The 20,706-nt window shown below is 65.8% G+C and carries 19 protein-coding genes; 8 read left to right on the forward strand and 11 right to left on the reverse strand.

Annotation, left to right across the window (positions count from 1 at the left end):
- Positions 1-57: 57 nt before the first annotated feature.
- On the reverse strand, positions 58-399 hold the full coding sequence (locus ACSQ27_RS10685) for a collagen-like protein (protein ID WP_436155486.1): 342 nt from the start codon (positions 397-399) through the stop codon (positions 58-60).
- A 430-nt stretch (positions 400-829) separates the two neighbouring features.
- On the opposite strand from ACSQ27_RS10685, the gene ACSQ27_RS10690 reads away from it, so the two are divergent.
- The 4 genes from ACSQ27_RS10690 to ACSQ27_RS10705 all read left to right on the forward strand — a co-directional run bounded on the left by ACSQ27_RS10690 (position 830) and on the right by ACSQ27_RS10705 (position 4,214).
- Complete coding sequence (locus ACSQ27_RS10690) at positions 830-1,789, forward strand: ABC transporter ATP-binding protein (RefSeq protein ID WP_436155487.1); 960 nt, start codon at positions 830-832, stop codon at positions 1,787-1,789.
- Positions 1,786-2,547 (forward strand): ABC transporter permease, encoded by a 762-nt coding sequence (locus tag ACSQ27_RS10695; protein ID WP_436155488.1) that lies wholly within the window; start codon positions 1,786-1,788, stop codon positions 2,545-2,547. Before ACSQ27_RS10690 ends, ACSQ27_RS10695 begins: the two co-directional genes overlap by 4 nt.
- A gap of 105 nt (positions 2,548-2,652) precedes the next feature.
- Complete coding sequence (locus ACSQ27_RS10700) at positions 2,653-3,756, forward strand: pirin family protein (RefSeq protein WP_436155489.1); 1,104 nt, start codon at positions 2,653-2,655, stop codon at positions 3,754-3,756.
- Positions 3,753-4,214 carry a hypothetical protein gene (locus ACSQ27_RS10705; RefSeq protein WP_436155490.1) on the forward strand — a complete coding sequence of 154 codons (462 nt, stop codon included), beginning with the start codon at positions 3,753-3,755 and terminating at the stop codon, positions 4,212-4,214. The genes ACSQ27_RS10700 and ACSQ27_RS10705 overlap by 4 nt, the downstream gene beginning before the upstream one ends.
- A 33-nt stretch (positions 4,215-4,247) precedes the next feature.
- On the opposite strand, the gene ACSQ27_RS10710 is transcribed toward ACSQ27_RS10705, so the two are convergent.
- From ACSQ27_RS10710 to ACSQ27_RS10725, 4 genes are read right to left on the reverse strand one after another with little or no spacing between them, the layout of a single operon-like run.
- The gene (locus tag ACSQ27_RS10710; RefSeq protein ID WP_436155491.1) at positions 4,248-4,658 is read right to left on the reverse strand and encodes a DoxX family protein; all 411 of its coding nucleotides are present in this window, start codon (positions 4,656-4,658) and stop codon (positions 4,248-4,250) included.
- A 23-nt stretch (positions 4,659-4,681) separates the two neighbouring features.
- Positions 4,682-6,577 (reverse strand): amidohydrolase, encoded by a 1,896-nt coding sequence (locus ACSQ27_RS10715; RefSeq protein WP_436155492.1) that lies wholly within the window; start codon positions 6,575-6,577, stop codon positions 4,682-4,684.
- A gap of 28 nt (positions 6,578-6,605) precedes the next feature.
- Entirely contained in the window at positions 6,606-7,211 is a 606-nt protein-coding gene (locus ACSQ27_RS10720; RefSeq protein ID WP_436155493.1) for an antibiotic biosynthesis monooxygenase, read from the reverse strand.
- Positions 7,212-7,217: 6 nt separating this feature from the next.
- Positions 7,218-7,868, reverse strand: a complete 651-nt coding sequence (locus ACSQ27_RS10725; RefSeq protein WP_436155494.1) for a hydrolase — start codon at positions 7,866-7,868, stop codon at positions 7,218-7,220.
- A 113-nt stretch (positions 7,869-7,981) separates the two neighbouring features.
- Here ACSQ27_RS10725 and ACSQ27_RS10730 point away from each other — a divergent pair, with 113 nt between their 5' ends.
- Positions 7,982-8,914 carry a LysR substrate-binding domain-containing protein gene (locus ACSQ27_RS10730; RefSeq protein ID WP_436155495.1) on the forward strand — a complete coding sequence of 311 codons (933 nt, stop codon included), beginning with the start codon at positions 7,982-7,984 and terminating at the stop codon, positions 8,912-8,914.
- Here ACSQ27_RS10730 and ACSQ27_RS10735 read toward each other — a convergent pair.
- The 3 genes from ACSQ27_RS10735 to tkt form a co-directional block, all read right to left on the reverse strand.
- The gene (locus tag ACSQ27_RS10735; protein ID WP_436155496.1) at positions 8,904-10,127 is read right to left on the reverse strand and encodes an adenylate/guanylate cyclase domain-containing protein; all 1,224 of its coding nucleotides are present in this window, start codon (positions 10,125-10,127) and stop codon (positions 8,904-8,906) included. The genes ACSQ27_RS10730 and ACSQ27_RS10735 overlap by 11 nt on opposite strands.
- A 159-nt stretch (positions 10,128-10,286) precedes the next feature.
- Positions 10,287-11,285, reverse strand: a complete 999-nt coding sequence (gene gap, locus ACSQ27_RS10740; RefSeq protein WP_436155497.1) for a type I glyceraldehyde-3-phosphate dehydrogenase — start codon at positions 11,283-11,285, stop codon at positions 10,287-10,289.
- A 61-nt stretch (positions 11,286-11,346) separates the two neighbouring features.
- On the reverse strand, positions 11,347-13,389 hold the full coding sequence (gene tkt, locus ACSQ27_RS10745) for a transketolase (protein WP_436155498.1): 2,043 nt from the start codon (positions 13,387-13,389) through the stop codon (positions 11,347-11,349).
- Between the two features lie 132 nt (positions 13,390-13,521).
- Between tkt and speD the strand changes: the two genes are divergently transcribed.
- The gene (gene speD / locus ACSQ27_RS10750) at positions 13,522-13,899 is read left to right on the forward strand and encodes an adenosylmethionine decarboxylase (RefSeq protein WP_436155499.1); all 378 of its coding nucleotides are present in this window, start codon (positions 13,522-13,524) and stop codon (positions 13,897-13,899) included.
- A gap of 6 nt (positions 13,900-13,905) precedes the next feature.
- Here speD and ACSQ27_RS10755 read toward each other — a convergent pair whose 3' ends face one another.
- The gene (locus ACSQ27_RS10755; protein WP_436155500.1) at positions 13,906-14,739 is read right to left on the reverse strand and encodes a nucleotidyltransferase domain-containing protein; all 834 of its coding nucleotides are present in this window, start codon (positions 14,737-14,739) and stop codon (positions 13,906-13,908) included.
- A 25-nt stretch (positions 14,740-14,764) separates the two neighbouring features.
- On the opposite strand from ACSQ27_RS10755, the gene murU reads away from it, so the two are divergent.
- Positions 14,765-15,499, forward strand: coding sequence for an N-acetylmuramate alpha-1-phosphate uridylyltransferase MurU (gene murU / locus ACSQ27_RS10760; protein ID WP_436155501.1), 735 nt, complete (start codon positions 14,765-14,767; stop codon positions 15,497-15,499).
- Between the two features lie 21 nt (positions 15,500-15,520).
- Positions 15,521-16,912: an aminopeptidase P N-terminal domain-containing protein gene (locus ACSQ27_RS10765; RefSeq protein ID WP_436155502.1), complete on the forward strand. Its 1,392-nt coding sequence runs from the start codon at positions 15,521-15,523 to the stop codon at positions 16,910-16,912.
- A gap of 617 nt (positions 16,913-17,529) precedes the next feature.
- On the opposite strand, the gene ACSQ27_RS10770 is transcribed toward ACSQ27_RS10765, so the two are convergent.
- Positions 17,530-19,149: an FAD-dependent oxidoreductase gene (locus ACSQ27_RS10770; protein ID WP_436155503.1), complete on the reverse strand. Its 1,620-nt coding sequence runs from the start codon at positions 19,147-19,149 to the stop codon at positions 17,530-17,532.
- Positions 19,128-20,675, reverse strand: coding sequence for a polyamine aminopropyltransferase (locus ACSQ27_RS10775; protein ID WP_436155504.1), 1,548 nt, complete (start codon positions 20,673-20,675; stop codon positions 19,128-19,130). The genes ACSQ27_RS10770 and ACSQ27_RS10775 overlap by 22 nt, the downstream gene beginning before the upstream one ends.
- Between the last annotated feature and the right edge of the window lie 31 nt (positions 20,676-20,706).

The following is a 20,706-nucleotide window of genomic DNA, read 5'->3' on the forward strand; positions in this document are numbered from 1 at the left end:
AAAGGCCGGTGGATGCTTGCGCATCCGCCGGCCCGGGTGACTCAGAACCTTGCGACCTTAACGGGCCGGCGCGGGAACAATCACGACCGTATCGCCGGTCTGGCCGGTTCTTCCGGTGTTGCCGGTGGCACCGGTCGCGCCCGTGGCACCCGTGGCGCCTTCGTAGCCTGTGGAACCGGTCGCGCCCGTGGCACCCGTGGCGCCGGTCGGGCCGGGAATGCCCACGCCAGCGCCGGTGGCGCCTTTGGCGCCATCGGTACCGGTCGCACCGGTCGCGCCTGCGGGACCGGCGGGGCCGGGAACCGTGACAACCGCCGCGGGCGGCGCGACAACGGTGCGCTCACAGGCGCTCAGGACCAAGGTGCCGGCAAGTGCGGCTAAAAGCAGGGGGTATTTCATAGGGATCCTTTGGGGAAAATTCGCACGAAGATGTGCGCCAACAGTTCGTTCCTGCCTTGACCGGGAACTGTTTTTTTACGGATCATGTGCATGAAACCGATACCAGCCACAACGCTTTGCCGGAAGACAAATACCCGGGGCCGCGAACGGTTGCCGGATACCTGGCTGCCTTGAAAGCATCATTTCTGATGCAGACAACAGGATGAGTGATCAAGTTACCCAGCGAAGACCTCGCAGGCTGTAGGACGGCCCCACGAGGGCGTGTCCCGAATCGGCAGCAACACGTCCTCACGAACGGCCGCGCACCGTGCAAGTCCCGTGCGCAGGAAGCCGCAGTGTCCTGAAAACCCTTGTCCCGGCTTTTTTCACCCGCGCTCTATAGAATGGCCCGGGCCTCTCTTCGAGCACCACCTTCACACCAGGATGCCGCGTGCAAGCCAATCCCATTATTTCCATACAGCAACTCAGCAAAACCTACGCTTCGGGCTTTCATGCGCTCAAGTCGGTGGACCTGGACATCCGGCGCGGCGAGATCTTCGCCCTGCTGGGCCCCAACGGCGCGGGCAAGACCACCTTGATCAGCATCGTCTGCGGCATCGTCAACCTCAGCTCGGGCACGGTGACGGCCGACGGGCACGACATCGTCCGCGACTACCGCGCCGCGCGCTCCAAGATCGGCCTGGTGCCGCAGGAGCTGTCGACCGATGCCTTCGAAACCGTCTGGTCCACCGTGAGCTTCAGCCGCGGCCTGTACGGCAAGCCGCCGAACCCGGCCTATATCGAGAAGGTGCTGCGCGACCTGTCGCTGTGGGACAAGAAGGACAGCAAGATCATGGCGCTTTCGGGCGGCATGAAGCGCCGGGTGCTGATCGCCAAGGCGCTGTCGCACGAGCCGACCATCCTGTTCCTGGACGAGCCCAGCGCGGGCGTCGACGTCGAGCTGCGCAAGGGCATGTGGCAAATGGTGCGGGAGCTGCGCGACGGCGGCGTCACCATCATCCTGACCACCCACTACATCGAGGAAGCAGAGGAGATGGCCGACCGCATCGGCGTGATCAACAAGGGCGAGCTGATCCTGGTCGAGGACAAAACCGTGCTGATGCGCAAGCTCGGCAAGAAGCAGCTGAGCCTGCAGCTGCAAACGCCGCTGCAAAGCATTCCGGCCGCGCTGGCCGGCCTGCCGCTGGAGCTGACGAAGGAAGGCCACACCCTGGTCTACACCTTCGACACGCAGACCGAGGAGACCGGCATCGCGGCCTTGCTCAAACAGCTGGCCGAACTCGGCATCGACTTCAAGGACCTGCACTCGAGCGAGAGCTCACTCGAAGACATCTTCGTGAGCCTGGTGCATGCCGACCAACCCGCCGCCAACATCCAGGAGGCCGCATGAACTGGCACGCCATCCGCGCGATCTACCGCTTTGAAATGGCGCGCACCTTCCGCACGCTGATGCAGTCCATCGCCTCGCCGGTGATCTCCACCTCGCTCTACTTCGTGGTGTTCGGCGCCGCCATCGGCTCGCGCATGGGGGACATCGACGGCATCGGCTATGGCGCCTTCATCATCCCGGGCCTGGTCATGCTGTCGCTGCTCAATGAGAGCATCTCGAACGCCGCCTTCGGCATCTACATGCCGAAGTGGTCGGGAACGATCTACGAGCTGCTGTCGGCGCCGGTGTCGTCGATGGAGGTGGTGATAGGTTATGTGGGCGCCGCGGCGAGCAAGTCCGTCATGCTGGGCCTCCTGATCCTGGTGACGGCGCGCCTCTTCGTGCCCTACAGCATCGCGCACCCTTTCTGGATGCTGTGCTTCCTGCTGCTGACCGCGCTGACTTTCAGCCTGTTCGGTTTCATCATCGGGCTCTGGGCCGACAACTTCCAGAAGCTGCAGGTGGTGCCGCTGATGGTGGTGACGCCGCTGACCTTCCTGGGCGGCGCCTTTTATTCCATCAACATGCTGCCGCCGCTGTGGCAAAAAATCGCCCTGTTCAATCCGGTGGTCTACCTGATCAGCGGCTTCCGCTGGAGCTTTTACGGCGTGGCCGACGTCAACGTGGGCCTCAGCGTGCTGGCCATCCTGGGCTTCCTCGCGCTGTGCCTCGCCGTGGTGTGGTGGATCTTCCGCACGGGCTGGAAGCTCAAGAGCTGAAGAAGGCCGGGCCAGGCCCCGTGGGCGGTCCGGCGGCGCCGCTTGAAGCATCGGCGGCCGGCCGCATATGTTTTTTTTGAACGTCCCAGCCAGAAAGGCCTCTTCATGCCTGCCACGCCCGCCACAACTTCCGCCACCGACTCCGCCACCCACCCGATCCTGCAGGTCAAGCCGCTCGGCTTTCCGTGGGCGACGCTGGACCCCTTCCTCTTTTGCGTTTACCACGACGACGCCTACCCCCGGGCCAATGCGCAGATGGGGCCGGACACCTCGCTGGCGGGACGCAACATCGGCCAGGACTTCGAGCGCAAGGACGGCTGGAGCATGTACCACGGCAGCACGGTGCCGGGCTTTCCGGCGCATCCGCACCGCGGCTTTGAAACCGTGACGATTGTGCGCAAGGGCCTGGTCGACCACTCCGATTCACTGGGCGCCACGGCGCGCTTCGGGCGCGGCGACGTGCAGTGGCTCACGGCCGGCAAGGGCGTGGTGCATTCCGAGATGTTCCCGCTGCTGGACGCGAAGAACCCCAACCCGCTGGAGCTGTTCCAGATCTGGCTGAACCTGCCGGCGGCCGGCAAGATGGCGGACCCGCACTTCACCATGTTCTGGTCGCAGGACATTCCACGCCAGGTGGTGACGGACGATGCCGGCTGCACGACCGAAGTTGCCGTCATCGCCGGGCGCCTGGGCGATACCGAAGCCGACCCGCTCGCGCCGCCGCCCGACTCCTGGGCCGCGCAGGCCGATGCCGACGTTGCGATCTGGACGGTTCGCATGGCGCCCGGCGCGCGCTGGACATTGCCCGCCGCCACAGGCAGCGGCACGCAGCGCCAGCTCTACTTTTTCAAAGGCACGTCGGTCAGCGTGGCCGGCCAGGCCATCAACGGCCACGCGGCCATGACGCTGCGGGCCGATGCGGCGGTGGAGCTGGCCAACAGCGGCGGCGACGAAGCCGAATTCCTGCTGCTGCAAGGCAAGCCGATCGGCGAGCCGGTGGTGCAGTACGGCCCTTTCGTGATGAACACACAGGCCGAGATTGCGCAGACGCTGGCCGACTACCAGCGCACGCAGTTCGGCGGCTGGTCTTTCGCGGATGACGCGCCGGTGCACGGCCGCGAGCCCGCGCGTTTTGCGCGCTACCCGGGCGGGCGTGAAGAGAAGCCGGCGGAAGCGGGGGCCGGCACCTCCTTCAAGGACCTCTCATGACAGCAGACATCGCACACGAAGCCGTGAAACGCGAACTCGACGCCCTGGCGTCGGCTTTTTTTGAAGCCGTCTCCTTCGAGGCCGGCGGCGCACCGCCTTACCAGAACATCCACGGCCTGTTCATCGCGGCCGGCCTGCTGATCAAGAACACCGCATCCACGCCCGAGATTTCGAGCGTCGCCCAGTTCATCGCGCCGCGCCAGGCCCTGGTGGACAGCGGCGCGCTGACGCGCTTCAAAGAGTGGGAGCTGTCGGAGACGACGCAGATCTTCGGCAACATCGCGCACCGCTACAGCGCCTACGGCAAGGCCGGCACGCAGGACGGCAAGGATTTCGAGGCGCGCGGCGTGATCTCGACGCAGTTCATCAAGGCACCCGAGGGCTGGAAGATGAGCGCCATGGCCTGGGACGACGAGCGGCCCGGCCTGGCGCTACCGGCCGAGCTGCTGGGAAGCTGAGTTTCCCAACCCGGCAGTTGCAACCGGCGCGCGTCAGCGCGCGGCGCGGTGGTCCCAGGACAGCGCGGCCACCAGCACCAGGCCGCCGACCAAGCCCAGGTGCTCGAGGAATGAATTGCGGTTGTGGAATTGCTCCATGCCGCTCATGGCCCAGAACGGGTGGCCGATGACCGTGGCGACCACCGTGAACCCGGCCAGCCCGAGCGCGCCCAACGCCGCCCACCAACCGCGGCCGGACAGCATCAGCGCCGAGCCGCCCAGTTGCGTCACGAGCACCGCGGCGGCGAACAGGGGCGCCGGGTTCAGCCCGAAATGCGAGGCTTCGCCGACGGCCGCGTCGAAATTGAGCAGCTTGGAAACGCCGCTGTAGATGAAGGCGACCGCCAGCAACAGCCTGGCGGCCCAGAGAGCCGGTATGAGAAATGGGGTCTCGCGCACGGTCATGGCTTTCCTCATCGGCTATTAAATTAAAGCCAGCACGCGCAACCCAGCGCGCCCCAGAAACTTTTTTCGTCGGACACCGGCGCGTTGCCCAGCCAGCTTTGGGTGTGGCCATGCCCGTGCACCGCGCAGGGCCTGGCGCAGCAGTCGGCGAAGGGTTGCATCGCGCGCGCGGCGCGGCCCGCCGGATTGGCGCCGGGTGCGGGCTCGCGCCAGTAGCCGCCGAAAGCCTTTGTCGGCGCCCAGTCGTTGGCGGCTTTGGGCATGGGCGGCGCAAGGCCCGCGAAACCGCCGTCGCCATGCACGATGCGCCCGCCCACCACCGTCAGGTGCGACACCAGGTCCTTGATGTCGGACTCCGGGATACCGAAGAAGTCGCGCGAGGGCACGATGAAGTCGGCAAGCTGGCCCACCTTGATCTGGCCTTTTTTCCCCTCGGCGTTAGCGAACCAGGCGCTGCCGCTGGTCCACAGCCGCAGCGCGGTGTCGCGGTCCAGCAGGTTGTCGGGGCGGTACAGCGCGGTGCCGCCCAGCGTCTTGCCGGTGACCATCCAGTACAGGCAGACCCAGGGGTTGTAACTCGCGACGCGGGTCGCATCGGTGCCGCCGCCCACGGGCAGGCCGGCATCCAGCATGCGGCGGATCGGCGGCGAGTGTTCGGCGGCCCTGGCGCCATAGCGCTCGATGAAATATTCGCCCTGGTAGGCCATGCGGTGCTGCACGGCGATGCCGCCGCCCAGCGCCTTGACCCGATCGATGTTGCGCGGGCTGATGGTTTCGGCATGGTCGAAAAACCAGTGCAGGCCCTTGAAAGGGATCTCGCGGTTGACCTTCTCGAAGGTGTCGAGCGCGCGCCCTATCGATTCGTCATACGTCGCGTGCAGGCGGAAAGGCCAGCGCTTCTCCACCAACAGCCGCACCACGCGCTCGAGTTCATCCTCCATGCTCGCGGGCAGCTCGGGCCGGGGCTCGCGGAAGTCCTCGAAATCGGCCGCGGAGAACACCAGCATTTCGCCGGCGCCGTTGTGGCGCAGCATGTCGGTGCCGGACAGCGGCGCCAGCATGCCGGTCCACTGCCGGAAGTCCTCGGCTTCCTGCTTGGGCCGCTGCGTGAACAGGTTGTAGCCTATGCGCACCGTGAGCTCGCCGGCGTCGCGCAGCTTCTCGATCACGCGGTAGTCGTCGGGGTAGTTCTGGAAACCGCCGCCGGCGTCGATCACCGAGGTGATGCCGAGCCGGTTCAGCTCGCGCATGAAAAGCCGGGTCGAGGCCTCCTGCGCGTCCGGGTCCAGCTTGGGGCCTTTGGCCAGCGTGGCGTAGAGGATCATCGCGTTGGGTTTGGCGAGCAGCAGGCCCGTGGGATTCCCCTGGGCGTCGCGCACGATCTCGCCGCCGGGCGGATTCGGCGTGTCCTTTCCGTAGCCGACGGCGCGCAGGGCGGCGCCGTTGAGCAGGGCGCGGTCGTACAAGTGCAGGATGAAGACCGGGGTGTCGGGCGCGGCCGCATTGATTTCCGCGAGCGTGGGCAGGCGCCTTTCGGAGAACTGCTGCTCGGTGAAGCCGCCGACCACGCGCACCCACTGCGGCGCCGGCGTGCGCGCCGCCTGCGCCTTGAGCATGGCCATCGCATCGGCCAGCGAAGGCACGCCGTCCCAGCGCAGCTCCATCGCGTAGTTGAGGCCGGCGCGTATCAGGTGCGTGTGGCTGTCGTGCAGGCCGGGCAGCGCGGCCGCGCCAGCCAGGTCGATCACTTGTGTCCTGGCGCCCGCGTGGCGCATGGCGTCTTCATGGCTGCCCACGGCGATGAATTTGCCGCCGGCCACGGCCACCGCGGCGGCCACCGGGTTCTGCCGGTCCAGGGTGGTGAAACGGCCGTTGATGAAAATGACGTCGGCGGTGGCAGCGATGGCGGGGTCGGTCATGCGGTCTTCCGGAAAATGTTGAAGGGTGTCAGCGCCGCGCGAACAGCCATGGGTGCAGCAGCCGCGTGTAAGGCGGCATGACCACCCAGACCACCAGGGCCACGATGACGGCCGCCAGTATGCCGTGCTCCACGCCGTACACGCCCAGGACGGGAACGGCCTTGAACAGCGGCCCCATAGCCCAGGGCACGACCATGGTCAGCGGCCAGATGACCGAAGTGGTGATCAACCACTGTTTCCACGCCGCGGGCTTTACCGGCGCCTCCGCGCCGGCCGCCACTTCAGGGGGAAACAGGAAATCGATGCCGATGCCCACGCTGACCTGTTCACCGGCTTGCAGGTGCGGCTGTACGGCCTCGACCAGGCGCGCGCGTTCGGTGGACTGGTACCAGCCGTTCAGTTGCTCAGAGGTGGCGAAGCGGACCACGATGAGGTAGTCAGCGCCGCCGCCGGACGGGCGGACCACATGCACGCCCTGGTGGCCCGGATAGCCCGAGGCGGTCCGCATGGTCTCCGCCAGCCAGGCGTCGTACGCGGCGCGCGCACCGGGGCGCACGCGGTGGCGCACCACCAGGCTGACGCTTTCAGAGGACGGTCCGGCCGGCCCGGCCGTGCTGCTCGCGGCGCTGTTCATGGCGCTTCAGCCCAGTTTGCGCGCGGGCATCTTGTGCACGTGCGTGATCGCGTAGTCGACGCCGGAGCCGTAGGCGCCGGAGTGCTCCATCACGATACCCGTCGTGCCCGCATAGGTCTCCTTGCGCGCCCAGTCGCGCTGCATTTCGAGCAGGAACTGCTGCCAGGTGATGGGCACGGCGCCGGCCTGGATCATGCGCTGCACCGACATGTTGTGCGCCGCCACCGAGGTGCCGCCGGAGGCATCCTCCACAAAATACACCTCGTAGCCGTCGGCCATGGCCTCCAGCGCGGGGAAGTTCAGGCAGACCTCGGTCCACAGCGCCGCGAGCACCAGTTTTTTTCGGCCGAACTTTTTCAGTTCGGCCTTGACGGCTGCGTCGTCCCAGGTGTTCATGCTGGTGCGCTCAAAAATCCGGTTGCCGGGCAGCACCGCGAGCAGTTCAGGCCAGATGTTGCCCGAAAAGGATTCAGTCTCGACGGAGGTCAGCACCGTGGGGACATTGAACACCTTGGCTGCCTTGGCCAGGCCGATGACGTTGTTCTTCAGCAGCTGCCGGTCGATGTTGGCCACGCCAAACGTCATTTGCGGCTGGTGGTCGATCAGGACCAGCGCGCAGTTCTGCGGGGTGAGAAGTTCGAGTTTTCCCTGAGCCATGGTGAATTCCCTTGCAATAAATAGTGGACAGACAAGCCTGGATGCTAAATTGCAGCCAATAAGTTGACTAGATCAAGCTTTAGAACCAAACCGTATCCACAAAGGAACCAATCATGGACAGACTCGACGCCCTCCAGGCCCTGGTGCTGTCGACGCGGCTGGGCAGCTTTGCCGCCGCCGCGCGCGAGCTCGGCGTGACGCGCTCACAGGTCAGCAAGCTCATCGCCTCGCTGGAGGCGGAGTACGGCGGCGCGCTGTTCGCGCGCTCCACCCGCGCGATCGCTCTGACCAGCGCCGGGGCGACGCTGCACGACTACGCCGTGGACCTGCTGGCCATCGCCGCCGAAGCCCGCGAATCCATGGCCGCCATACGCGGCACGGTGGCCGGGCCGCTGCGCGTCAATGCGCCCATGTCCTTCGGCAAGCTGGTGCTGGCGCCGCTGCTGTCGGAATTCATAAGGCAGCATCCCCGGATCGAACTGCGTGTGGAACTCAACGACCGCATGCTCGACCCCTATGAGACGGGCTTTGACCTGACCCTGCGCATCGCCGAGCTGCCGGATTCTTCGCTGGCGGCGCGCCGCCTGTGCAGCGTGCGCCGCGCCATGTACGCCGCGCCAGCCTATCTTCACGCGCACGGCACGCCCGGCACGCCGAAGGCGCTCAAGGCGCATCGCTGCCTGAACTACGCGCATGCCAACAAGGGGCATATCTGGCACCTCGGCAAGGGGCGGGAAACGGCGCACGTGGCCGTCGGCGGACCGCTGTGCGCCAACAACGGCGACCTGCTGGTGGAGGCGGCCGTCGCGGGCGCCGGCCTGGTGCTGCAGCCCGAATTCCTGGCGGCGAAACATCTCGCGGCGGGACGCCTGGTGCCGGTGATGCCGCAGTGGCAGGAGTCCCCGGAAATCGCGCTCTACGCGCTGTACCCGGCGACGCGGCGCGTCCCGGTCACGGTGCGCGCCCTGATCGACCACCTGGCGGCGGCCTTGCCGCAGGCCATGTCGGCCGTTGAAGCACCGCCATCGCCACCGCTCAGGGTGTAGCGGCGGGCTCGAGCCGCGCCGCGTGGCCCAGCAGCCAGTAAGTGGACATGCGGCCCCGCCCCTTGATGTCGATGGGCTCGCGCGCGGCAAATGAAAAATGCTGGCGTGTCTGCAGGTACACCGCTTCGCTGACGTGGACGGCGCCGGGCTCGCCGCTGGATTCCATGCGGCTGGCCACGTTGACGGTGTCGCCCCAGACGTCGTAGAGAAAGCGCTTGACGCCGATCACGCCAGCCACCGCGGGCCCGGCGTGGATGCCGATGCGCATGGCCAGTTCCGTGCCGTTGCCGGTGTTGTAGCGCCGTATGGCCTCGCCCATGTCGAGCGCCAGCCGGCCCAGGGCGTCAAGCCGGTGGTGCGCGACGACCATGTAGGCATCGCCTATGGTCTTGATTTTTTCGAGGCCGTATTTTTCGACCAGCCCGTCAAAGGCCGAGAAAATCTGGTTCAGCACCAGGACCAGCGCGTCGGGCGGCAGGGCGCGCGAAAAACTCGTGAAGCCGGCGATGTCGGCGAACAGCACGCCCATGTTGTCGAACTTCACCGCGTTGACCTTGTCATCGCGCTTGAGCTCATCGGCGATGGAGGCCGGCAGCACGTTGTACAGCACCTTGTCGGCGCGCGCGCGTTCGGCCTCCGCGAGCTGCATCTCGGCGTAAAGCTCGACGTTGCGCGCAAGCATGAACCTGTCGAGCTCGATGCACAGCACGACCACGCAGAAGGGGTTGACCAGCGCGGCCAGCAACTCCACGCCGTCCCCCACCCGCAAGCCGGCGGCCAGGCCCAGCACCCCAAAACTCAGCACGTACAGGGGCCGGCGCACCGGGCTGGGCGTGCACATCACGGCTGCGACAAAGGTCGCACCGGCGGCGTAGATGGCCAGGTCTCCCCACATCCCGCCATGGACCACCCCGACCCAGGTGGCCAGCAGCATCGCGCCCACACAGGCCGTATTCAGCGCCGCCTCGCTGTTTCGAAGCCGCGGCAGGAATCGGTCGGCCAGCACGACGCCGATGAAAAACAGCTCCGCCGTGAGTTGCCAGGCCAGCAGGCCCGCGACACCCGGCGGCCAGTGTTGCGGCGCGACGCCGAAATACGGCGCGTCCGCAGCCAGCGCGGCCGGCGGCAAAAGACAGGCCACCGCCTTGGCGTAATACACCCCGTGTGCCCAGCTTTTCTGGACGAGCCACTCCCGAAACGGCTGCTGCGCCATGATGTTTCCTCCCTTGCGCCGCGCGACATGGGCGCGGCATGCGGGCGACCTTACGGGCTGGCCGGCCTTGGGTCAACAGACATTGACCGCCTGCGGGCTTTTCATGTGCGACGGCCGAAAAAAAAGCGCCCGGAGGCGCTTTTTCTGAGTGGGCATCGCTTATTTCGAAACGACGCGCACCATTTCCAGGCACTTGTTGGAGTAGCCCCATTCGTTGTCGTACCAGGCCACCACCTTGATGAAGGTGCCGTCCAGCGCGATGCTGGCGTCGGCATCAAAAATCGAGATGCGGGCGTCGCCGCGGAAGTCGGTGGCGACCACCTTGTCTTCGGTGTAGCCCAGGATGCCCTTGAGCGCGCCTTCGCTCTGCGCCTTCATCTCGGCGCAGATTTCTTTCAGCGTGGCTTCCTTGTTGAGTTCGCAGGTCAGGTCGACCACCGAGACGTCGGAAGTCGGCACGCGGAAGGACATGCCGGTCAGCTTCTTGTTGAGCTCGGGAATCACCACGCCCACGGCCTTGGCCGCGCCGGTGCTGGAAGGAATGATGTTTTCCAGGATGCCGCGGCCGCCGCGCCAGTCCTTGTTGCTCGGGCCGTCCACGGTTTTCTGCGTGGCGGTGGCGGCGTGCACCGTGGTCATCAGGCCGCGCTTGATGCCCCACTTGTCGTTGAGCACCTTGGCGACGGGCGCCAGGCAGTTGGTGGTGCAGCTGGCGTTGGAGATGATGGCCTCGCCCTTGTAGGTCTTGTCGTTGACGCCGAAGACGAACATCGGGGTGTCGTCTTTCGACGGCGCCGAGAAGATGACCTTCTTCGCGCCGGCGGCCAGGTGCTTCTCGCCGGAGGCCTTGTCCAGGAACAGGCCGGTCGACTCGAGCACCACGGTGGCGCCGATATCGCCCCACTTGAGGTTGGCGGGGTCGCGCTCCTGCGTGAGGCGGATCTTCTTGCCGTTGACGATGAGGGTGTTGCCCTCGACGGACACGTCGCCTTCGAAGCGGCCGTGCACCGAGTCGTACTTCAGCATGTACGCCAGGTAGTCGGGCTCGAGCAGGTCGTTGATGCCGACGATTTCAATGTCGCCGAAGCTCTTGATCGCCGAGCGGAACACGTTGCGGCCGATCCGGCCAAAACCATTAATGCCAAGTTTGATAGTCATCTGCTGTTGCTCCTGGAAGTTGAAATTGGTTGATTGGACAGGCCGTGTATGTTGCGTACGCTTACTTGCGCAGCACCTTGCGCACGGTGTCGGCGACGTTCTCGGCCGTGAAGCCGAAGTGTTTGAACAGGACGGGTGCCGGGGCGGATTCGCCGTAGCTGTCGATGCCGACCACGGCGGCGCAGCCGTATTTCCACCAGCCGTCGGTCACGCCCATCTCGACTGCGATGCGGGGCAGGCCTTCGGGCAGGACTTCGCTCTTGTAGGCGGTTTTCTGTTTGTCGAAGGTTGTGGTGCTGGGCATGGAGACCACGCGCACCGCAATCTTGTGGGCAGCGAGTATTTCCTGCGCCTTGAGCGCGAGTTGCACTTCGGAACCGGTGGCGATGATGACGGCCTGGGCCTTCTTGTTCAGGCCCACTTCGGCGGGCTCAGCCAGCACATAGGCGCCGCGGCTGATGTTGCCGAGGTCTTTCTTCGGTGCGTAGGGCAGGTTCTGGCGGCTCAGCAGCAATGCCGTCGGCTTGTTCTTGTTCTCAAGTGCGACGGCCCAGGCGACGGCGGTTTCGGCCGTGTCGCCCGGACGCCAGACGTCCAGGTTGGGGATCAGGCGCAGGCTGGCGGCGTGCTCGATGGACTGGTGCGTCGGGCCGTCTTCGCCGAGGCCGATGGAGTCGTGGGTGAACACGTGCACCACGCGCAGCTTCATCAGCGCGGCCATGCGGATGGCGTTGCGGCTGTAGTCGCTGAAAGTCAGGAAGGTGCCGCCGTAGGGGATGTAGCCGCCGTGCAGCGCGATACCGTTCATGATGGCGGCCATGCCGAATTCACGCACGCCGTAGTTGATGTGGCGGCCGATGGAGCTCACGCCGTCGGCGTTGGCCGTCAGCACGACTTCGCCGTTCATGTCGAAACGCAGGCTGGGCGTGGACTTGGTGTTGGTCAGGTTGGAGCCGGTCAGGTCGGCCGAGCCGCCCAGCATTTCGGGCAGGCCGGCGGTGAAGGCCTCCAGCGCGAGCTGCGAGGCCTTGCGCGAAGCGACGGTCTCCGACTTGGTGTGCGCGCCGATCACGGTGTCGACGGCCAGCTGGGCGAAGGACTTGGGCAGCTCGCCCTTCATGCGGCGCGTCAGCTCGGCGGCGAGTTCGGGGTGCGCGGCCTTGTAGGCGGCGAATTTCGCGTCCCAGGCGGCCTCGGCGGCCAGGCCCTTGGCCTTGGCGTCCCAGGCGTCGTAGGTTTCTTTCGGCACCTCAAACGGCGCGTGGGGCCAGTTCAGGGCTTCGCGCGTGAGCTTGATTTCTTCCGCGCCCAGCGGCTCGCCGTGGGCCTTGGCGGTGTTGGCGCGGTTCGGCGAACCTTTGCCGATGTGCGTCTTGCAGATGATCAGCGTGGGCTTGTCGCTGGATTTCTTCGCGCCTTCGATGGAATTGGCGACCAGCTCGGCGTCGTGGCCGTCGATGGGGCCCAGCACATTCCAGCCGTAGGCCGCAAAACGCACGGCGGTGTTGTCGATGAACCAGGGCGCGACCTGGCCGTCGATGGAGATGCCGTTGTCGTCATACAGCGCGACCAGCTTGTTGAGCTTCCAGGCGCCGGCCAGCGCGGCGGCTTCGTGGCTGATGCCTTCCATCAGGCAGCCGTCGCCCATGAACACATAGGTGTTGTGGTCGACGACGGTGTGGCCTTCGCGGTTGAATTCCTTGGCGAGCAGCTTTTCAGCCAGCGCCATGCCGACGGCATTGGTCAGGCCCTGGCCCAGCGGGCCGGTGGTGGTTTCCACGCCGGGGGTGTAGCCGTATTCGGGGTGGCCGGGGGTTTTGCTGTGCAGCTGGCGGAAGTTTTTCAGTTCGCCGATCGGCAGTTTGTAGCCGGTCAGGTGCAGCACGGCGTAAATCAGCATGGAGCCGTGGCCGTTGGAGAGCACAAAACGGTCGCGGTCGAACCAGTTGGGGTTGTGCGGGCTGTGCTTGAGGTGGCTGCCCCAGAGGGCGACGGCCATGTCGGCCATGCCCATGGGAGCGCCGGGGTGTCCGGAATTGGCTTGTTGTACGGCGTCCATTGCGAGTGCGCGTATCGCATTCGCCATCATTTGCTTGTTTGCCATGTAGGCTGCTCCGGAGGGGGAAAGATCAGGGGTAACCCGGTATTTTACCGTCTGGCCCCGGCCCGGGAATTTGGCGGGATATGGAACCAAGTTACGGCCAGGACGGGGCCGCGCATCGTCTAAAGTCGGGGGATGCAAGGCCTACACCTGACCGCCGACCTTTACAAATGCCGCTGCGACCCGGCCTGGCTCACCGATGCCGCCCGCCTGGGCGACTGGTGCGTCGAAGCCGTGCGGGCCGCCGGCCTGCAGGCCGTCAACCAGTTGTTCCACACCTTTCCCGACACCGTGCACGGCCCGGGCGGCATCACGGCCACCGTGCTGCTGGCCGAATCGCATGTGTGCGTTCACACCTGGCCCGAGCAAAAAGCCGTGACCCTGGACGTGTACGTCTGCAACTTCGGTGCCGACCACTCGGACCGGGCGCGCGGCCTGATGGATGCGCTGATACGGCGCTTTAACCCGGAATGGACAGAGCAGCGCTCGCTGGACCGCGGGGATACGCAATGAGCCGGCTCACCATTGTTCGCGCGCGGCCGCCAGAAACAGCGTATTGAGCGAGGGCAGCGCCGGCCGCAGGTCGTCGGGCGGGGGAACCGCAGCGTCCAGCCTGGCGAGTTCGGCCTCGATGAAGGCATTGACCCGCGGATACGGCGCCGACAGGCCCAATTCAGGCGCGCCGCGTTTTTTCTCCAGCATTTCGGCGATGTCGGCGAGCAGCTCCGTCTCCCCCTCGATCAGGTGCAGCAGGCTGGCGAACTCAATGGGCGCGGCCGTGCCATAGCGCTCCAGCCAGCGCACCGCAAGCAGGGGCCGCAGCACATAAAAATACTTCTTGAGCCGCACCTGCTCGCCTTGCAGGTGTTCGCGGTAGTTGCCCTTGGCCGAACTGCGGTAATGGTGGATGCCCCGCTCGCACGAGTAGACCAGCGGCAACAAACGCCGCGCCTCTTCGGCGAAAAGACCGTTCTCGATGTATTTGATCGGGGACTGAATCCACTCGACAAAACCCGGGTTCGACTTCCAGAACAGGCGCAGGGCCTTGCGCAAGTCCCAGCCGTTGAGGTCGATGTCGTCGACGATGGGGTATTCGATGACGTCGCGGCGGTCCTCAAGGTCGAGCGACAGGTAGTCGTCGGCCGGCCGCGCGTAGATGAAACGCACGTCGAAATCGCTGTTCGGCGAAGCGAATCCCCAAGCCCGGCTGCCGGACTCTATCGCCATCAGGATGCGCACGCCGTGCTCACGTTCAGTTGCCGCGAGGCGGCGCATGATTTCAGCGTGGATATCGGGAGGAATCATGGTCGGGCTTTCGATTTCTTCGGGTTTCAGTCGTCCTGCATTCTGCATGAGCGGCTCCCGTTAAACTGCCGCCATGCCCTCTGCACCCATCAAAGCCATGATCATGGCCGCCGGCCGCGGCGAGCGCATGCGTCCGCTGACCGACAGCACGCCCAAGCCTCTGCTCAAGGTGCGCGGCAAGCCGCTGATCGCCTGGCATGCCGAGGCGCTGGCGCGCGGCGGCTTCACCGGGCTGGTGATCAACACCGCCTGGCTCGGCGAGCAGATTGAAAGCCACTTCAGCCAGCAGACCCGCTCGCCGCTTTCCATCGCCTATTCACACGAAGGCACCGATTTCGGCGGCGCACTGGAAACTGCCGGTGGCATCGCACGCGCGCTGCCGCTGCTGGGCGAGGTGTTCTGGCTATTGGCGGGCGATGTGTTTGTGCCGGGCTTTGAATTCAGCCAGGCCGCCGTGGACCGTTTTGCCGCCGGCGGCAAGCTGGCCCACCTCTGGCTGGTGGCCAACCCGCCCCACAACCCGCAGGGCGACTTCGGCCTTAACCCGGACGGCCTGGCGCTGAACCTGGCCAAGGACAGCGCTGAACCCAAATTCACTTACAGCACCATAGGCCTGTACCGCCGCGAATTCTTCAACAGCATGCCCTTCGGCAACCCCGAAGGCCTCAAAGCCCCGCTGGCCCCGCTGCTGCGCGCCGCGATGGACAATGACCGGGTCAGCGCCGAGCTGTACACCGGGCCCTGGACCGACGTGGGCACGCCGGCCCGGCTGGACGAGTTGAATCAGGCAGCAGCCACCACGACCTAACCATTCCAAAGCGCAGCCACCATGAGCACCACCACGATTTACCAGAAACGCCGTGCCGCCGTGGCCCGCGCACTCAAAGCAGCCGGCGGAGGCGTCGCCCTGCTGCCCACCGCGCGTGAGTATCCGCGCAACCGCGACAGCGACTTTCCGTATCGGCACGACAGTTATTTTTATTACCTGACCGGCTTTGACGAGCCCGATGCCTGGCTGGCGATCGAAGCCAGCGGCAAGACCACGCTGTTTTGCCGCCCCAAGGACCTGGAGCGTGAAATCTGGGACGGCATACGCCTGGGCCCCAAGGCCGCGCCGGCCCGGCTCGGCGTGGATGCCGCCTTCAGCACCGAGGCGCTGGACACGCAGATGCCGGCCCTGCTGGCCAACCAGAAGTCGGTGTCGTTTCCGTTTGCCACGCACGAGGGCCTGGGCGCGCGTGTCGATGGCTGGCTGGACAAGGTGCGCACCCGCGTGCGCCTGGGCGATGAACCCCCGCCCAGCCAGCATGACCTGTGCACTGTGCTCGACGAGATGCGCCTCTTCAAGGACAGCCACGAGATCGCCATCCTGCGCCGCGCCGGGAAAATTTCGGCAGGCGCGCACGTGCGGGCCATGCAAACCTCGGCGGCCATGCTGCGCAGCCCCACCAAGGGCGGCCTGCGCGAATACCACCTGGAAGCCGAACTGCTGCACGAGTTCCGCCGCCACGGCTCGCAGTTCCCGGCCTACACCAGCATCGTCGCCGCAGGCGCCAACGCCTGCGTGCTGCACTACCGCGCCGGCGATGCCGAACTCAAGGCCGGCGAGCTGTGCCTGATCGACGCCGGCTGCGAACTCGACGGTTATGCCAGCGACATCACGCGCACCTTCCCGGCCGACGGCAAATTCACGCCAGCCCAGCGCAGGCTATATGACATCGTGGTGGAATCCCAATACGCCGCCGTAAAAGCCACCAAACCCGGCAAGCGCTTCAACGACCCACATGACGCCGCGCTGCGCGTTTTGGCCCAGGGCATGCTCGACACCGGCCTGCTGCCCAAGTCCAAGCACGGCAAGGTCGACGACGTGCTCGAGTCCGGCGCGTATCGCCAGTTCTATATGCACCGCACCAGCCACTGGATGGGCATGGACGTGCACGACTGCGGCGACTACAGCGAACCCGGCAGCAAACCCCGCCCCGACAAGGACGCCATGGGCCAGCCCATCATGCGCAAGCCCTCCCGCATCCTGCGGCCGGGCATGGTGCTGACCATAGAGCCCGGCCTCTATGTGCGGCCTGGGAAGAACGTGCCCAAGGAGTTCTGGAATATTGGGATACGGATTGAGGATGATGCTTTGGTTACTGCCAAGGGGTGTGAGTTGATGACGCGCGGGGTTCCCGTCGATGGGGATGAGATTGAGCGTTTGATGGCGGGTTGAGGCTGACCCGCCGGCGGCCTCCTCTGCTGAGAGCTGCTGGCCGGGGGTAGCCCGGCAGCTACTCACTTTTCTTTTGCTTCGCCAAAAGAAAAGGCGACCCTGGTTGCTGCGTCCCTTCGCTTCGCTACGGGCAATCTGCGGTGCTCGGTTCAGGCGGGGTCTCGCTAAACTCGCCTTCGGCTCAAACAACGCGATCCCTGATCCGCCTGAACCTCCGCTCCTCGGCGCATCCACAAGGGTGGGAGCGGGGAGAAGAAATACCAAACAGCCGAATACCAATACCGAATACTTGAAGAAACAAGGACTCGCCGTGGCGAGTCCTTGTTGTATTTGGTTTTCTTTGTCTTTTGTCCCCGCTCCCGATTGCCCCGTCCTGGCTGGGCCGAGGAGCGCAGACGTAGGCGGATCAGGGATCGCGCTTGTCTGAGCGAAGCGAGTTTGCGCGAGACCCCGCCGTAGTCGAGCACCGCAGGTTGCCCGAAGCGCAGCGGAGGGACCCAGACTGCGGGTCGCCTTTTCTTTGGTGACTTTCTTTTGGCGAAGCAAAAGAAAGTTACTTGCTGCCGGGCAACCCCCGGCCAACGGAACTTAGAAGAGCACGCTCCGTCGGAAACCCCTCAAGCCAATCCCAAAGACGCCCCCCGCCGGTGCCCCTGAGTAAACGCCTCTTCAAACACCGAATACCCCGATAAATCACTGTGCGCAAAATGCAGCCGCCGCCAGGGCAAAGGCAAAGCCCCTTGCAAGGCCAGCAGTGCCGAACTGCTCCGCACCCCCGGTACGGGCGTACTCATAGCATGCCCGTACCGCATAACTTCCATGCGCGTAACCTTGCCGGGCAGGTCAGGATGCGGCACCGAGAGTTCCGCCAGCACACTGTCGCGCCAATGCGTCCAGGGCTGCTCATACAAGGCCTTGCGCCCGGCCGCGCCAATGCCAAAGGCGCGGTAATACGTGAGCACCGTGGCGCCGGGCACGGCCTGCAGGCTCTGGTGCGTGGCGTCGACATATCCCAGGCCGGGGCTGTCGCCGTAGATCACGTTGTCCCAGCTGGGCGCGGCGCCGGGGCGGTCATGCAGGGCTGAGGCTATGTGCAGGTTGGCGACCAGCCAGGGGGCGTAACGCAGCTGGCCGACGGCTTCGCGCAGCGCGGGCGGCGGGTTTTCCACGACGCGGGCGGCGATGAACAACGGGAGGGCGAGGATGCAATGCTCGGCCTGCCAGCGCTCCACGGCCTGCGTGGCCGCGTTGAAGGCGTCGACCTCCACGCCATGCCGGCCCGCGGCGACACGGATCACCACACGGCCGGTGTGCAGGCGTTCACCCAGCGGCGCGGCCAGTTGCCGGGTCAGCCAGCCGTTACCTTCGGGCCAGGTCAGCACGCCGGCGTCGCGTTCGGCCGAAGGCGGCTCGCCGGGCGCCTGGAAGCCGTGGCGGCTCGCAAAATAATGGATGCCGGCCCAGGCGGACACCGTGTCCAGGCCCGCGCCGTAGTCGTCGCGGCAGCAGTAATCGAGGTACCAGCGCAGCGGCGCACGCGTGAGCTGCTGCTGGTCCAGCCAGGCTTCAAAGCTCAGGCCGTCCAGCACGCGGTGCAGCGGCGCCGGCGCACTGCCGGAGAGCGGGATCGAAAACGGCGCGGCTTCGGCGGCCTGCCGCACCAGCCGCGCAAAGCGCTGGTAGTCGGCCAGCAGCGCGACGTCCATGTCCTGCAGCGGCAGCAGTCCCTCCTGCCACTCGCCGTTGATGAACAGGCGCTCCTGCGGACTGTGGCACAGGTGGCGCTCGTCATACGTCCAGCGGCCGGCCACGCGGCGGCGCAGTGACAACTCTTCGAGAAAATCCTGCACCTCGCGTGCGCCGTCGCCGGGCACCGGCAGGTAATGCGCGCCCAGCGGACAGGGCAGGCCGCCGACCACGCCGCCGCGGCTGTTGCCGCCGGCGCTGTCCTCGAGCTCCAGCATCGCAAAATCGTCCATGCCGCGCAGGCGCAGCGCGCGCGCCGCCGCGAGGCCGGCCACGCCGCCGCCGGCAATCAGCACACGGGTGCGCCGGGTGATGGACGGGGCGGGCCAGGCGCGGGTTTCGCCATTGGCGGCCGGTCGCAGCGTGTGGCCGCGTTCATGGTTCACGCCGATAAAGCCGCCTTCGATGTGCCGGGTCTCTTTGCAGCCCAGCAGGGGAAGCGCGGAGGCTGCCAGAAAATCACGGCGCTTCAACGCAGCACCTTGCCCCATTCCTGCTCGTAGCTGTGCACCAGTTCCTGGTTGGAGAGCCGGTTGACGGGTGCCGGCACGCGCGCCATGTCGACCGGAAAGTCAAACAGCAGCGGCAGGGTTTGCGGGTCCAGGAAGCGCAGGCCGGAGGGCAGTGCGCCGATTTGCGTCGGGGGGCTGAAAGGCCGGCGGCTGGCGACCACAAAACCCCATTCGCCGAAGCTGGGCACATTGGCGTGGTAGGGCGCGGTCTTCAAACCCACGGCCTCCAGCGTGCTCACCACCGTCCAGTAGCTGCGGCGCGCCACCAGCGGCGAGGTGGTCTGGATCACCGCATAGCCGCTGGCCGAAAGGTGCTGGTCCAGCAGCGCGTAAAACGAGTTGGTGTACAGCTTGCCGATCGAAAAATTGGTGGGATCGGGGAAGTCGACCACAATGACGTCGAACATCTCCGCACTCTTGTCCAGCCACTGGAAGGCGTCGGCGTTCACGACCTTCACCTTGGGCGACAGCAGCGCGTCGCCGTTAAGCCGCCTCAAGGCGGGCTGCTGGCTGAACAGCTTGGTCATGGCCGGGTCCAGCTCAACCAGCGTGACACTCTCCACACCGGGGTACTTGAGGATCTCGCGCACCGCCATGCCGTCGCCGCCGCCCAGCACGGCGACTTTTTTGGGCGCGCCGTGCGCACTCATCACCGGGTGCACCAGCGCTTCGTGGTAACGGTATTCGTCGCGCTCGGCGAACTGCAGGTTGCCGTTGAGGAACAGCCGGTGGCCGCCACGGCCGCTGGTCACCACGATGCGCTGGTAAGGCGTGGTGGCGGTGAAGACCACGCGGTCCTGGTAGAAGTGGTCTTCGGCCAGCGTGGTGATCTGGTTGGCGCCCACAAAACCGGCGCCCAGCGCCCCCAGAACCAGAAGACAGGCGAGGGCATGCGCCTTCAGGTGCCGCAGCTCATGGCGGAACAGCCACAGCGCCCACACCGCGATCGCCGCGTTCATCAGGCCGAACAGCAGGCCGGTGCGTATCAGGCCCAGCTGCGGCACCAGCACCAGCGGAAACGCCAGCGACACCGCCAGCGCGCCCAGGTAGTCGAAGGTCAGCACCTGCGAGACCAGCTCCTTGAGCGCCACGTTACGCCGCAGGATGCGCATGACCAGCGGGATCTCCAGCCCCACCAGCGTGCCCACCAGCAGCACCATGGCGTACAGCAGAAAACGGAACGCGCCGGGGACATAAGCATTGGCCAAAAACAGCACGGCCGGCAAGGCCCCGCCGACCAGCGCCACCATCAACTCAATGCGCAAAAAATGGGCCGGCAGCTGCCGCTCGAAGAACCGCGACAGCCATGAGCCTATGCCCATGGCGAACAGATAGCTGCCGATGATGGTGGAGAACTGCAGCACCGAATCACCGAGCAGGTAGGAAGCCAAAGCCCCGGCCGCCAGCTCATACACCAGCCCACACGCGGCCACCACAAAGACGCTGGCCAGCAACGCGACCTCAAGGGGTCGCGGAGTGGGGATGGTGGAGGATTCAGTGTTCAAAACAGATGGGGTGATAGCAGGAAGCAGCTAA

Origin of the sequence: Polaromonas sp. LjRoot131, assembly GCF_964252805.1 — a bacterium.
Classification (GTDB): domain Bacteria; phylum Pseudomonadota; class Gammaproteobacteria; order Burkholderiales; family Burkholderiaceae_C; genus Polaromonas.